Source organism: Amycolatopsis sp. NPDC043887, from assembly GCF_056435665.1.
Genome location: NZ_JBWKEB010000015.1, coordinates 1 through 14,031 on the forward strand (window position 1 = coordinate 1; position 14,031 = coordinate 14,031).

Here is a 14,031-nt window from a genome sequence, read left to right on the forward strand (position 1 = left end):
ACCAAATCATAATCCTGAAGATGCCGATAAATATACTCAGTCGCCATCTGAGTCTTACCGATACCACCAAGACCATGCAACGCCGAAGGAAGCACGGCGGTGGTACCACTGCTCAATCGCTTGGTGAGCTGGTCGAGCAGTTCGTCGCGACCGGTGAAGTTGGGGTTCCGCGGGGGGACGTTCCCGAAGATCAGCGGCGGGTCGTCGGGCTGGCGGTCGGGGAAGTGCCGGGAACTGTCCGCCGCCGACGGGTGGACGATCCTGGTCGTCGGTTCGTTCGCGTCGGGCTCGCTGAGATAAGTCGACCGTCCCTGTGGCACAGGTGTCGAAGCAGGTGGACGTTCGGCCGTCTCAGGCATTTTTGGGCTCACAGCCTTCTTTATTGATTCAGATTCGAATGCGACGAGACCCCGGCCTCGTACCGCGTTCCGTAGCCGGTCGGCCCGGGACAGATACGGTCCGGAAAGCGCGCGCATGAGCGCGCTTTCCAATTCCACATCGGCCGGGGACTCGCGGGTGAGGTCTGGATCCGGTGTGTTGTTCGGGTCGGCGATGGCGTCCCGGAGGTGACCGAGCAACCTGATCCGGTCACCGAAATGGGTGGCGGCCACTCGGACGACACTGGCCGTTTCCGACCGTCGCGCGCCGCTGAGCAGCAATTCCCGGACTGCCTCGGGAAAAGCGAAGACCCCGTCGGTGTCCCAAGTGGACTTGCCTTCCCTGAGTGCGGGAGCGTACATCATCCCCGAAAGCAAAAGCTCGAGGAGGTGCTCCACTCCCGCTTCCGGTACGAACCGTTGTCCCACCAGCTTCGCCACGTCGAGACGGACCGGTACCGCCGCGAGCAACTGCGCCAAGCGTAGCGCCGGCGGCGACGCAACACTGCGGAATCTGTGCACTCTTTCGGCGGGTGACAAAGTTACCGGCGGGTCCGCGAAATCGGACCGGGAACTCCGTTCCGTGGTGAGGACGACCGTTCCTTCGACGGCACCGGTGTTCTCGCCGGTCATCAGCCCGGCCCACCAGCCCAGCGACCGTGGCCGCAGTTCGAGCATCGGCACGGGGACGAGGTGGCCGGGCACTTCCGAGCCCGGTTCGAGCCAGGCGTCCGCGAGGTCGCAACCCCATCGGCTGTTGGGTGCCAACGCGTTCGGGACACGTAACCACGCCTTGTGCGGCTCCATTCCGCACCGGCCCCACAGCCATGGCGGGAGCAGGTGGACGATGCTCACCGGCATCCGCCTGCCCCAGCGCGCGAGCATCGGGTACAGCGCGTCCTTGTTCTGCCAGGCATCGCCGACACCGTCGGTCAGCAGCAATACGGCCCGCCGTCCCGAAGAATCCACGATCTCGTCCGGGTCACGGGCGGGCGCGCCGGGCGTACCACCACGAAGAACGAGACCCTCTTCGCTGTCCTTCGCCGTTTCCAGCAGCCGAACCTGAATGGTGCGGAAAGCACCCACCTGCCGGAGTAATTCGACGAAGGCCGACACCCTCGGCCGCCACAAGGCCATCGAGGGACCATTGTCGAGGACGAGCGTCAGGTCCAGCCAGCGCTCTTTTCTCGATCGGGTGACCGGCCACCACCGGCCGGTCTCCGCGACCCGGACGGCGGTCGCCACTTCGTCCAGGACCACGTTGTTGTGTCGCCGCGACACCGTCTCCCGTTTCAGTGATCTCAGTGCGCGGAAGTACTCCAGCGATTCGAGGAGTACCACTCCCCCCGGCCCGGTGCCGTCCACCGCGGGTTCGGGCAGCTCACCGGGCACGGCCTCGATCCCGACGATCTCACCGTCGTCCCCGGCGGGCGCCTCGGTGTCGACGATCCGCGACGGCCGCGACTCGGGAGGTTCCGGGTTTTCCCCGCGTTCGGCGGGAGCATTGCGGATCCGCGTTTTCTCGGAAGTCCGCTCCGGCTCCTCGTCGGGCTCGGCTCGGTCTGCGGCGCGCCGCGGCGAAATGGCCGCGGCCAGCCACACGATGTCGGCGACGTCGGTCCAGCTCAGGTCCTCGAACCCGAACCGCTCGACCCCCTGGGGGGAACCGGTCTTCCGCCGCTCCGCCACCGGGGCGGAACGCGAGTCGGACACACCGCCCGGCCCCTCCATGTCACCGCACCGTCAGTCGTTGCCAGAGGGCGTCCACCAGCCGCGGCCATGCCTCCTGATCCGGCTGGTACGCGCCCGACGTCGCGAGATAGACGGCGTCGAGCAGCCTGTCGGTGGGGAGACCGCCTTCCGCCTTGCTCCGTTCGGCGAATTCCCGGATGAGCCTGTCCCGGTGTTCGCCGTTCTCGCCGACCAGATGGCCCGCCACGATCGCCGCGAGCTGCTCCTCGTCCGGGTTCTCGATCCGCAATTGGAGGCAGCGGCGCAGGAAGGCGGGCGGGAACTCCCGTTCGCCGTTGCTGGTCATGACGATGATCGGGAAGGCGTGGCAGGCGATCCTGCCGTCGCGGACCACCGCGGTGCGCTGCGGATCGGCGGTGTGCACGGTGACCTCGGGATGCCGGTTGCGCATGCGCGCCAGTTCCTCGATGGAGAATTCGCCGTCCTCGAAGACCGACAGCAGGTCGTTGGGCAGATCCGCCTCGGATTTGTCCAGCTCGTCGATCAGCAGTACCCGCGGCAGCCTGCTCGGGAGGAAGGCGGTGCCCAGCGGGCCGAGCCGGACGAAATCGCCGATCGGTGGTTCTTCCGCCTCGCCGCCGCGCTGCGCCTGACTGGTCGCCGCGGCCTGGACCCGGCCGATCGCGTCGTAGCCGTAGAGGCCGGAACTCAGCGCGGTGTGGCTGGTGATCGCCCAGCGCAGCACCCTGCCGAGACCGAGTTCCCTGGCGATCCGGTACGCGAGGCTGGATTTCCCCGTCCCCGGGTTTCCGGTGACCAGCAACGGACGGCGCAGATACAGGGCGGCGTTGACCATGTTCAGCTCGCCGTCGTCGACGGTCAGCTCCGAAAGCGTGAACGCGGTGCCGAGACGGCGCTCCGCCTCGCCGTCGTCCGGCGGCGGCACGTCGTTCTCCGGTGGCGGGTCGCCGCGATACGAACGCCACGGCGGCGGCGCGGGCAGCAACTGCGCGAGGTCGATGTCGTGAATGGGCCTTCCGGTTCCCCGGTAGATCCACCAATCGGGTGCGTCGTGCTGAGGCGTCCGGCCGTTCACGGCCGCGTCCTGATCGTTCCCGCTCATCCGCGGCATCCCCTTACAGTCGAGTCGGGATCAACGGTTGGTCCAGAACGATCACCCGTTTCGGGTCGTCCCACATTACCACCAGATCGTGAGCCAGAGAATTCTTGAACGGTACCGCCGCACCCGAATTCGCCAGTTTGCGGCGATCCGGGAGTTCGATAAAACCGCTGTCCGCGGCCAATACCCAGTCGAGCAACTCGCGCAGGTTCTCCGGCTCGGCGTCCGGATGCCAGAGCACCACCGGAAGACCGCTGCGGAGCGCGCTCGTCAGTTCGTCCGGCACGCCGCCCGGTTCCGCTTGGGGCGAAGGGGGTTTCGTCAATACCAGGCCGACCCAGTGATCGTCGCTCAGGATGGCGTCGATCGGATGATCCTCGAACTCCGCGCACCCGGAATAGTGCAGCCGATCGGCGGCGGGGTCCTTCACCATCGAATCCCAGCGAACATGCCATGCGCGATGCCAATGCCTCGCCCGCATCCTCTCCAAAGACCGTATTCCGAGCCGGTACCCGTAGCGCAACGGCTGGGGATGGCCGGTCTCATGTTCCTTCGCCCAGCGCTGCACGGGCAAATTGATCAACGTCCTCGGCAGCAGGAATTCCACCGACGCGGACACGCTCTGGCCGGACCAGACGCCTTCAGTCTCCAAGATGACGTCATCGACCCTGAACTCGACCTCTTCTATCCCGATTTCCCGCACTCCACCGAGTGACGGCGGCCAGACCTCCGGATCGTCCTGCCGCCAGAACGCGAGGGTGCACCGCGTGGGATCCCCGGAAACCGGTTCGAGCATGATCAACAGATGCAGATGGGGCCGCTCCGGAATCGGTGGCCTGCTCTGCCGCTGATGCAGAAGGGCGGGGCCGAGCCGCAACGACCTGGCCTGGTCGGCGATCCAGTTCGCGATCATGGCCGCGGGCTCGCCGTCCACGTTTTCCGCGAGCAGGCCCAGAAAAGTCATGGCCGGTGGGATACCGTCCGGCCCCGCGTTGAAGTCGGCGAGCAACTGGAAAGCACCCCACGCGTCGGTGATGCCCTCCAGCCGGGGCAAGGGGACCGCGGGGCCGAGCGCGCGGCTCACCATGACCGCCAAATGGGGGACTTCCAGCCGGGTCAGCCTTCGGTGCAGGCCGGCCAGATCCTTGCGGGGGATCAGCTCCAGAACGGCGCTGTCCAGGTCGGCCAGAAACAGGTCTTCGGCGGCCACTACCGCCGGTTCGGGGAATTTGGCGACCGTCGCGGTACCTTCTCCGTGCAGTCGTAAATAAGCCGTTCCGGTGAAGGTCTTCACCGCAACGGGTATCGGACTGTACGACTCGGGCAACAGGCCCGGGTCCTTTTCGATGACGTCGGCGAAAAATCGCTGCGAACAGATGAACGCGATCATCCGGCCGGATTCCGCGAACGCGTCCTTCGCCTGTTGCGCGTCCAGAATGCGGAAAGCGATGTCGACCGCTTCCCCGACCCACCCGTTGCCGTCGTCGATCACCTCGCCGGAGTTGAAGCTCACCCGGAGCCGCATCTGCGCCTGCGGCGTCCGCGTGTGGTTGTACCGGCGGAGGGCGACCGCGATGCGATCCGGGAACAGGTCGGCGACCAGGCTTTTGGTCGTTCCGGGCGGCAGAAGGACCAGCACACCGTCGCCGCGGTCCTCGTGCGCGCAGGAATCGAAATCGATACCGCTTTCGGCGAAGGCCGTCTTCAGCACCTCGTACATGCCTTGGTGGACGGCGAGTCTGTCGAGCCGGTTGCGGTCCGGCGCGGTGAACCCCACGACGTCCACCACGACGATCGTGCGGTCGAGAGCCCGCGTCGGTCGCGCCACTGGCCCCCTCCCAAGGTCCACGGCGCCGCCCCACCGGCGCCGACCGCCACATTATCGCGTCGATCGGCCCTGAGGGTGAGTGTCAATTGACAAATAGGGGGCGGCGGGAGCGTGCTAGGGCTCGTGAGTGGTAAGGACGGTTCTAACCGTCCTTACCACTCACGAGGCGGTCAGACGCCGGCGACCTGCTGGATCCAGCTGCGGTAACGGGTGATGTTGGTGTAGGCGGTGTTGTTCGACCGGTCGCTGGTCGAGGCGACGCCGACCTGGCGGCTGCCGGAGAACATCGGGCCGCCCGAGTCACCGCCGGCGGTGATGCCGTCGACGCGGTTCGCGCAGACCGCGACCCCGCCGTGGTAGTCACCGCAGTTGACCGAGTTGACCCGGACGGTGGCGACCTTCAGGTAGCGGGACTGGCAGTTGATCTCCGAACCGCACTGGCTGGTCGCGCCCCAGCCGTAGACCTGGACGTTCTGGCCGACCGCGACGTTGCTCGTGGTGCCGAGCGGCGCGTAGGTGGCGTTGACCGAACTCGTCAGCCGGACGATGGCGAGGTCCGCGCCCGAGTGGCGGGTGATGCTCGCCGCCGTGGCCATCGTGCCGCCGCTCTGCTGGTCGAGGCTGCCGATCCGGAACGTGTAGCTGCCACTGCTGGCGACACAGTGCTTCGCGGTGAGGATGTACTGCGGCGCGATGATCGTCGCGCTGCAGTTCTGCTGGCCGTTCACGAACAGCCGGGCCGCCCAGGGAGCGTTCTGCGCGTACTGACCACCGATGATCATCGGCTGCACGCCCGAGGGCTCGGCGGCGGTCGCGGTGGGGGCGGTCGAGCCGAGCAACGCCATGAAGGCGGTACCGGCCAGCAGGACAAGAGAGCGCAGTCGCATGTTCCGACTCATTTCTGCGGCGGGTTCCGGCCGCTTCAGTGGGGACGAACGCGCTGATTCTGTGTCGTGCCAAGGGAACCCGGAAACCGACGAAAGTTCGCGTCGGCTACCTATTTATTTCCATGACGCGCGGCGAAGGTTTTTGAGTATGCGCCGAAGATCATTAGGTAGTCACTCGCCGAGCAGCCGCCACGCGGTGAGGGCGAGCCTCGCCCTGGTCAGCCCGAACGGGTCGGTCAGGTCGACGGCCAGGCTCTTGCCGATCTGGGTCAGCCGTCGCGCGACGCTGCTGTGGTGCAGGTGCAGGGAATCGGCGGCCTGGCGTACCGAACCCGTGGCGCAGTAGGCGTCCAGCGTCCGCAGATCCTCGGGATCCGCCGCCAGCTTCGTGATCGCGACGACGTCGGCGTTGGCCCGCGTGTCCTCCTCCGGGATCCGCGCGAGCAGGGCCAGCGCTCCGAGGTCGTCGTAGTGGATCACCGGACGGCGCGCGGTCGTGAAACGCAAGGCCGTCTTGGCGTCCTGCCAGGAACGATGCGGGCAGCCGGTCTCCCCGATCCCCGCCCGGACGTCCTCCGGAAAGCGGTCCGGGTCCACCGCGGTGGCGAGGATGATGCCGACGTCGGTGAGCGACGCGGCCTTGACCGGGCGGCCGGGGCAGATCAGGTTCCCGATCTTCTCGAGCGGGAGCCCCGACCGGACGGCGACCACCCTGATCGACGCGTCGGCGGGGAAACCCAGCAGCCGCAGGGCCCGGCTCCTCGCGGCGTCGTCGCCGGCGGCACTGATCACGAGCTCCACCAGCGCCGGATCGGCCATCGTGGTACGGGCCGGTCCGTACCTTTCGACGACCGTCGCCACGGCGATCGCGAGCCGGTCCAGCACCGCTTCGTCGAGGGCGACGGGCGTTCCCTCGCGTTCCAGCCACACCGTGCCGATCTCCTCGTCGTCGAGGGTGACCGCCTCCGTGATGGACGCGGGCGCGGCGGTCGGCGCGGCTTCGCGGCCGTCGGGTGCCATGCGGATGGTGCGTCCCGTGCTGTGGAGCCGGATGCCCGCCACGCATTCCGCCAAGCCCGCGGTGGCGCGAGCGAGCGCGGGGAGGTCGACCCGCCGCCGCATCAGGGTGTCGTAGAACATCACGACCCGGATCGCGCCTTCGACGTCGGGATCCAGATGCGACAACCGCGCGGCCAGTGCCTCCATGTCCGCGAGCGTACGCGGCGATCGTCGCGCGAAGGGGCGATCACACGCGACGGATGGCGGCCGCCCTCCGGCCCCGGAGCCGGAAGGATCGTGGTCATGGATCCCGAACTCGAAGCCTTCATCGCCCTGTTCCCGCAGGCGAAACTCGACGACCCGGTCGCGGACCGCGTGAGCTTCGCGAAACTCGCCACGTCCGTGCCGCAGCCCGACACGTCGGACCTGGAGGTCGAAGACCGGACGGTGCCCGGTGAACCCGGCGTCCCGATCCGGATCTACCGGCCGCGTGAGGCACAGGGCGCCATCATCTGGCTGCACGGCGGCGGCTGGGTCATGGGCAACCTGGAGACCGAACATCCTTGGGCGGCGCGGCTCGCCGAAGCCTCCGACGCGACAGTGATCTCGGTCGAGTACCGGCTGGCACCGGAACATCCGTTCCCGGCCGCGTTCGACGACGTCTACGCGGTGCTGAACTGGACGGCCGAGCACGCGGCCGAACTCGGCGTCGACCCCGACCGGATCGCGGTCGGCGGGCACAGCGCGGGCGGCGGCCTCGCGGCGGCGACGGCATTGCGGGCCCGCGACGAAGGCGGCCCCCGGATCTGCTTCCAGCTGCTCAATCAGCCGGGGCTCGACGACCGGCAGGAGTCCTGGTCGGCGCGGAACTTCACCGACACGCCGTGGATGAACCGCGCCAAGATCACCGCAGCGTGGGGGCACTACCTGGACGGAAAGCCCGCGCCTTCGCCGTATGCCGCCCCTTCGCGGGCCACCGATCTCTCCGGGCTGCCGCCCGCGTACGTGGCCTCCGCCGAGTTTTGCCCCAATCGCGACGAGAACATCGAGTACGCGCTCCGTCTGCTGCAGGCGGGGGTTTCGGTCGAGCTGCACCAGTGGGCGGGCACCTTCCACGGGTCGCAGGCCATCCTGTCCGCCGAGGTGTCCCGCCGTCAGATCGACGAACTCGGCGGCGTCCTGCGCCGCGCGCTGGCCGGGTCATGACGGCACCCACCGCGACCCCCACGACGGCCGGGCTGCTGCGTCCGTTCGCCGGGAGTTTCGCCGCTGTCGTCGTCCTGCGGATCATCGGTGCCATCTCGGGGTTGGCGCCGCTGCTGGCGGTCGTCGAACTGGGCAGGGCGCTGCTGGTGCCCGGCCCGGCCGACGAGAGCCGGGTGTGGACGGCGGTGGCCGTCGGCGCGGCCGGGCTGTTCGTCCGGCTGGTGCTCACGGCCGCGTCGTCCGGGATCGGGCATCTGCTCGACGGCCGGGTCCAGCTCACGTTCCGCCGTCTGCTGGCCGAACGTCTGGGACGGGTGCCGATCGGCTGGTTCTCGAACCGCCGCACCGGTGAACTGGCCAAGGTCGTCGGCGAGGACGTCGGCGCCGTGCACCCGTTCATCGCCCACACCCCCGGCGAACTCGTGTCGGCCTTCGTCGTCCCGCTGGTGTCGCTGGTCTACCTGCTCACCATCGACTGGCGGCTCACCTTGATCACGCTGATCCCGGTGGTGCTGGCGGTGGCGCTGGTCCCGCTGATGATGACGCCCTCCCGCCTGCGCGAGCAGGAGGAGTTCGACCGGGGAATGGCGGGGATCTCGGATTCGGTCGTCGAGTTCGTCCAGGGCATCGCCGTGGTCAAGGCGTTCGGCGGCGCGGGCCGTGCCCATCGCAGGTTCCGCACCGCCGCGGACGCCTTCGTCGCCACCTTCACCCGGTGGGTGCACGGTATGGCCGGGCCGGCGGCGGGGATGCAACTGGCGCTGTCGCCGCCGTTCGTCCTGCTGGTGGTCCTGATCGGCGGCACGCTCCTGATCACCGGTGGCGGCCTCGCCCCGGTCGATCTCCTGCCGTTCCTGGTGCTCGGCCTGGGCTTGACCGCGCCTGTGGCCGCGCTCGGCCACGGCTTCGACGAACTCCAGGCCGCCCGTCGCGCCACCGGCCGGATCCGCGAAGTGCTCGCGGTGCCGTCGCTGCCGGAGCCGTCGAAGCCGGTCGCGCCGCGAGGCCATCGGGTGGAACTGCGCGGCGTCCGCTTCGGCTACGAGGCGGAGCGCGAGGTCCTGCGCGGGATCGATCTGGTGCTCGAACCGGGGACGGTCACCGCGCTCGTCGGGCCGTCGGGCGGCGGGAAGTCCACTTTGGTCACTCTGCTGCCGCGGTTCTTCGACCCGGCGGACGGTTCCGTGCTGCTGGGCGGCGTCGATCTGCGCGAGATCGGCAGCCGGGAGCTGTACCGCAAGGTCTCCTTCGTGTTCCAGGACGTCCGCCTGCTGCGCGCGTCGGTCGCGGACAACATCGCGCTCGCCGTGCCGCACGCCGAGCTCGACGACATCGTGCGCGCCGCCCGGCTCGCGCAGATCCACGACCGCGTCCTCGAACTACCGCACGGCTACGAAACGGTGCTGCACGAGGAAACCGGGTTGTCGGGCGGCGAAGCGCAGCGGATCTCGCTGGCTCGTGCGCTGCTCGCCGACACTCCCGTCCTGGTGCTCGACGAGGCCACCGCGTTCGCCGATCCGCGGACCGAACTGGCCGTGCGCCGGGCACTGACGGCGGGGCGCGCCGACCGGACGGTCCTGGTCATCGCCCATCGCCTGGAGACGGTCGTCGACGCCGACACCGTCGTACTGCTGGAGAACGGCACCATCACCGAACGCGGGAAACCCGCGGAGCTGCTGGCGCGGAACGGGAGGTTCGCCGCCTTCTGGCGTTCCCACCGCTCCGCCGAACCACTGGGGGAACCTCGATGATCCGGATGTTGCTGAGCGTCCTCGGCCCCGACCACGCCCCGCCGGTGCGGCGCACCGTGGCGCTGATGACGGCGACCGCGATCGTCGAGGGCCTGTCGTACGCGCTGCTGGTCCCCCTGCTGCGGGCGCTGCTCGGGAGCACTCCGGGCGACGCCGTCCCGTGGCTGATCGCGTTCGGCGCGGCCTTCTCGGTGTTCGCGATCCTGCGTTACCGCGCCGATCTTTCCGGATTCCGCGCCGGGACGACGTTGCTGCGCGGGATGTACCACCGGCTCGGCGACCATCTCGCCCGGCTGCCGATGGGCTGGTACAGCGGGAAACGGGTCGGTGAGGTGTCGTCGCTGGCCGGACCCGGTGTCCTGCGGGCGATGGGCGTGATCGCGCATCTGCTGGCGCCGTTCATCGCCGCGTGTGTCACCCCGCTGACGATCGTGTTCGTGATCCTCGTCTTCGACTGGCGGCTGGGGCTGGCCGCGCTGATCGCGGCTCCGGTCGTGGCGGCCATCCAGGTCTGGACGGGTCGTTCGATGGCCGCCGCCGACGAGGAGACCGCGGAACGCGGGAACGAGGCCACCGGGCGGGTCATCGAGTATCTGCAGGCACAGCCGGTGCTGCGCGCGGGTGGCCGAGCCGCGGAACGATTCCGGTTGCTCGACGACTCGCTGCGAGACCTTCAGCGAGCGAACCGCCGGTCCACGCTGTCGGCGCTGCCCGGTGTCGTGGGGCTGACGTTCACGGTGCAGGCGATGTTCACCGGCCTCCTGGTGCTGGGCGCGTTCCTCGCGCTCGGCGGGGGCATCGGGGCACCCGAGGTGCTGACGATCCTCGTCCTGGCCGCGCGCTGCGCGGATCCGCTGCTCTCGCTGACCGACATCGGCGGCAAGCTCCGCGGCGCGCGTACGGTGCTGACGAGGCTCGACGCGCTGCTGCGGACCGAACCGCTGCCGGAGCCGCCGGACCCCGTCCGGCCGGAGCGGCACGACCTCGAATTCGAGTCCGTCGTCTTCACCCGCGGCGGCCGCACGGTGCTCGACGGCCTCTCGCTGACCGTCCACGAAGGACAGAAGCTCGCCGTCGCCGGGCCTTCGGGCGCCGGGAAGAGCACGGTGCTGCAGCTGCTCGCCCGGTTCCACGACGTGGATTCGGGAGCGGTGCGCGTCGGCGGGGTGGACGTCCGCGCGATGAGCACCGAGGACCTGATGGCGCGGATCGCGATCGTCTTCCAGGACGTCCACCTCTTCGACGGCACGATCGAGGAGAACATCCGGCTCGGCCGCCCGGACGCCGGCGACGCCGAGGTGCGCGCCGCCGCGACGGCGGCCCGGCTGGACGAGGTGATCGAACGGCTGCCCGGCGGCTGGTCCGCGAACGTCGGCGAAGGCGGGGCGCTGCTGTCCGGCGGGGAACGCCAGCGGGTCTCGATCGCGCGTGCCCTGCTGAAGGACGCGCCGATCGTGGTGCTCGACGAGGTGACGTCGGCACTGGATCCGGTCAACGAAACGGCCGTCCACGAAGGGATCGAGCGCCTCATGGCGGGCCGGACCGTGGTGATGGTGGCGCATCGGTTGCGGACCGTCGAACGTGCCGATCACGTGGTCTTCCTGGACGGCGGCCGGATCGTGGAGGAGGGAAGCCACGACGAGCTGGCCCGGCTCGGTGGCCGGTACGCCGGGTTCCTCGAACTGCAAATCGCTTGACGCCACGCGCGAACGGCAATGCACTGTGGCGATGAAGATCCGTTCCACGACCGCCGAGGACCGCGACGTCTTCGTCGACACGATGTTCACCGCGTTCGCGCGTTTCCCGGACACCGCGGGCGAGACCTGGTCCGCGCTCGAACTGGACCGCGGCCTGCTCGCGGTGACGGAGGACGGGCGGCCCGTCGGCACGGCCGCCGCGTATTCCTTCGAGCTCACCCTGCCCGGTGAGGTCGTCGTCCCGGCCGCCGGGGTGACCGCCGTCGGTGTCCTGCCCTCGCACCGGCGGCGGGGTGTGCTCAGCGCGATGATGCGGCATCAGCTCGCCGAGTTCCGGGAGCGGGGCGAGTTCCTCTCCGTCCTGCTGGCGTCGGAGGCGCTGATCTACCGGCGGTTCGGCTACGGCCCGGCGACCTACACCCGGCGTCTGACGGTGCAGCGCCATCGGGCCGCCTTCGCCGGCGGGACGGCCGGTGGCTCGATCGAGGTGCTGCGCCGGGCCGAGTGCGGCGAGCTCCTGGAGGAGGTCTACGACCGGTATCGCCGTGCCCGGCCCGGCGCGCTGTCGCGGCCGCACCGCTGGTGGTCCTTGGGCGCCGGGCAGCCGCCGATCTCCCGGGCATCGCGCCACATCGCCGTCCACCGCGACGCCGACGGCGTTCCGGACGGGTACGCCTCGTACTCGCTCACCGAACCGAGCACCTTGACCGTCGACGAGACCGTCGCCGTCGACGACGAGGTGTCCACGGCGCTGGCCCGGTTCGTGCTCGAACACGACCTGATCACCGAGGTCGTGTTCGAGCACTGCCCGCCCGACCATCCGCTGCGGTGGCAGCTCGAGGACTTCCGCGCCGGCGAAGTCGGCGGTGACACGGACTGGCTCTGGGTGCGGCTGCTGGACGTGCCCCGCGCGCTCACCGCACGCGGCTGGTCCACCGACGGCGAGCTCGTCCTCGACGTCGACGACCCGGCGCTCGGCGAGCACGGCCGGTACCTGCTCACCGTCCGGGGCGGTGAGGCGGACTGCGTGCCGACCGACAGCGAACCCGACCTCTCCTTGGACGTGAGCGACCTGGGCTCGATCTATCTCGGCGGCACCGCCCCGAGCCTGCTCGTGCGGGCCGGACGCGTCCGAGCCCATCAGCCGGGTGCGGCCGCGCTCGCCGACGCTCTCTTCCGTACCGAGCGTTCGCCGCACTGCCTGCACTGGTTCTGATCAGGTCCGGCGGGTGCCGACCGTGAACAGCAGCGACGCCGCGGTCAGCACCACGCCGAACCACACCACGCTGGTGATCCCGGCGTGGTCCGCGAGCAATCCCGCGAACAACGCGCCCAGTGCGATGGAAGTGTTGTACGCCAAGGTGTTGAGCGACATGGCGGCCTCGAACGTGTCGGGTGCGGACCGCTGCGTCATGGTGAGCTGGCTCAGCTGCACCACGCCGTAGGACAGTCCCCAGAGCACGAGCGCGATCATCGCCCCCGCCTGCCCGTGGCCGATCGCGAGCAGCAGCAACAGTGACGCCACGAGCCCGGCCGCTCCGACCGCGAAGCTGACGAGCACGTTCTTCGCCACGAAATACCCGGCGATGAAGTTCCCCGCGGCTCCCCCGGCACCGAAGACGATCAGGCACACCGTGACGAAGGCGGGCGACGCCGACGAAGTGCCTTCCAGGAAGGGCCGGATGAAGGTGTAGACACCGAAGTGCCCGAGCACGAACAGGACCACCGTGATCAGGACCGATCGCAGGCGCGCGTTCACCCGCGGCAGGCCGAAGACCTCACGGACCGGGACCGCGTTCGCCGACGGCAGGGACGGGACCAGGACGAGCACGGCGAGGAAGACCAGGACGCTGAGCCCGCTCCAGATCAGGAACGTGGCCTGCCAGCCGACGAGACGCTCCAGGACGGTGCCCAGCGGCATCCCCAGCACGGTGGCGACGGAGATACCGGACATCACGACCGCCGCCGCCCGGTTCGCGTGGCGGCCGGGGACGATCCGCATCGCCATCCCCACGCCGATGGCCCAGAACGCGCCGTTGGCGAAGCCCATGACGAGCCGGGTCGCCAATACCAGCGGATAGCCGGGCGCGAGGGCGGTGATCAGGTTGCCCGCGGTCAGGATCGCGAGCAACGCGGAGAGCAGGACGCGCCGGTTGATCCGCCGCGTCCACGCGACCACGAACGGCACGCCGAGCCCGGCCGAGACGCCGTAGAGCGTGACCATCAGGCCGGCGGCGCCCACCGAGATGTCCAGGCTGGAACTCACCGGGGTGAGCAGGCCGACGGGCATCAGTTCGGTGGTGAGGAAGACGAACAGGCTGGCGGTGATGGCGGCGACCCCTGCCCAGCCCTTCAGGGTCGAGTGCGCGTTTTCGGTTCGGGTGACCATTTCTTCTCTCTCGATTCACGAGCATGACGAAGAAACCCCTGCGGGCACGGCGATTCCGCCCCTGGGGTGCTTCGCTCCAGAAGGA

Annotated in this window: 10 protein-coding genes; 4 read left to right on the plus strand and 6 right to left on the minus strand. The window is 69.3% G+C overall.

Annotated elements, in window-relative coordinates; genetic code table 11:
• From AC069H_RS32770 to AC069H_RS32790, 5 genes are all read right to left on the minus strand, one after another.
• On the minus strand, nt 1-2,108 hold a 2,108-nt coding region (locus AC069H_RS32770; RefSeq protein WP_478234902.1), incomplete at its 3' end, for an SAV_2336 N-terminal domain-related protein.
• A gap of 1 nt (nt 2,109) precedes the next feature.
• A complete protein-coding gene (locus AC069H_RS32775; RefSeq protein ID WP_478234903.1) occupies nt 2,110-3,192 on the minus strand; it encodes an AAA family ATPase in 1,083 nt (360 codons plus the stop codon).
• Between the two features lie 13 nt (nt 3,193-3,205).
• Nucleotides 3,206-5,017, minus strand: coding sequence for a VMAP-C domain-containing protein (locus AC069H_RS32780; RefSeq protein WP_478234904.1), 1,812 nt, complete (start codon nt 5,015-5,017; stop codon nt 3,206-3,208).
• Between the two features lie 170 nt (nt 5,018-5,187).
• Complete coding sequence (locus AC069H_RS32785) at nt 5,188-5,904, minus strand: S1 family peptidase (RefSeq protein WP_478234905.1); 717 nt, start codon at nt 5,902-5,904, stop codon at nt 5,188-5,190.
• A gap of 171 nt (nt 5,905-6,075) precedes the next feature.
• Nucleotides 6,076-7,110 (minus strand): PucR family transcriptional regulator, encoded by a 1,035-nt coding sequence (locus AC069H_RS32790; protein ID WP_478234906.1) that lies wholly within the window; start codon nt 7,108-7,110, stop codon nt 6,076-6,078.
• A 96-nt stretch (nt 7,111-7,206) separates the two neighbouring features.
• Between AC069H_RS32790 and AC069H_RS32795 the strand changes: the two genes are divergently transcribed.
• From AC069H_RS32795 to AC069H_RS32810, 4 genes are read left to right on the plus strand one after another with little or no spacing between them, the layout of a single operon-like run.
• The gene (locus AC069H_RS32795) at nt 7,207-8,109 is read left to right on the plus strand and encodes an alpha/beta hydrolase (protein WP_478234907.1); all 903 of its coding nucleotides are present in this window, start codon (nt 7,207-7,209) and stop codon (nt 8,107-8,109) included.
• On the plus strand, nt 8,106-9,860 hold the full coding sequence (locus tag AC069H_RS32800; protein ID WP_478234908.1) for an ABC transporter ATP-binding protein: 1,755 nt from the start codon (nt 8,106-8,108) through the stop codon (nt 9,858-9,860). Before AC069H_RS32795 ends, AC069H_RS32800 begins: the two co-directional genes overlap by 4 nt.
• Nucleotides 9,857-11,557: an ABC transporter ATP-binding protein gene (locus tag AC069H_RS32805; protein WP_478234909.1), complete on the plus strand. Its 1,701-nt coding sequence runs from the start codon at nt 9,857-9,859 to the stop codon at nt 11,555-11,557. The genes AC069H_RS32800 and AC069H_RS32805 overlap by 4 nt, the downstream gene beginning before the upstream one ends.
• Nucleotides 11,558-11,588: 31 nt before the next feature.
• Nucleotides 11,589-12,773 (plus strand): GNAT family N-acetyltransferase, encoded by a 1,185-nt coding sequence (locus AC069H_RS32810; protein ID WP_478234910.1) that lies wholly within the window; start codon nt 11,589-11,591, stop codon nt 12,771-12,773.
• Here the strand turns inward: AC069H_RS32810 and AC069H_RS32815 are convergent, their stop codons facing one another.
• A complete protein-coding gene (locus AC069H_RS32815) occupies nt 12,774-13,946 on the minus strand; it encodes an MFS transporter (RefSeq protein WP_478234911.1) in 1,173 nt (390 codons plus the stop codon).
• Nucleotides 13,947-14,031 lie beyond the last annotated feature (85 nt).

What these genes read in the sequence shown, in the direction of transcription:
- AC069H_RS32775 (WP_478234903.1), bottom strand. Translation starts at nt 3,192, where the DNA reads ATGAGCGGGAACGATCAGGACGCGGCCGTGAACGGCCGGACGCCTCAG.
- AC069H_RS32785 (WP_478234905.1), bottom strand. Translation starts at nt 5,904, where the DNA reads ATGCGACTGCGCTCTCTTGTCCTGCTGGCCGGTACCGCCTTCATGGCG.
- AC069H_RS32790 (WP_478234906.1), bottom strand. Translation starts at nt 7,110, where the DNA reads ATGGAGGCACTGGCCGCGCGGTTGTCGCATCTGGATCCCGACGTCGAA.
- AC069H_RS32795 (WP_478234907.1), top strand. Translation starts at nt 7,207, where the DNA reads ATGGATCCCGAACTCGAAGCCTTCATCGCCCTGTTCCCGCAGGCGAAA.
- AC069H_RS32800 (WP_478234908.1), top strand. Translation starts at nt 8,106, where the DNA reads ATGACGGCACCCACCGCGACCCCCACGACGGCCGGGCTGCTGCGTCCG.
- AC069H_RS32805 (WP_478234909.1), top strand. Translation starts at nt 9,857, where the DNA reads ATGATCCGGATGTTGCTGAGCGTCCTCGGCCCCGACCACGCCCCGCCG.
- AC069H_RS32810 (WP_478234910.1), top strand. Translation starts at nt 11,589, where the DNA reads ATGAAGATCCGTTCCACGACCGCCGAGGACCGCGACGTCTTCGTCGAC.
- AC069H_RS32815 (WP_478234911.1), bottom strand. Translation starts at nt 13,946, where the DNA reads ATGGTCACCCGAACCGAAAACGCGCACTCGACCCTGAAGGGCTGGGCA.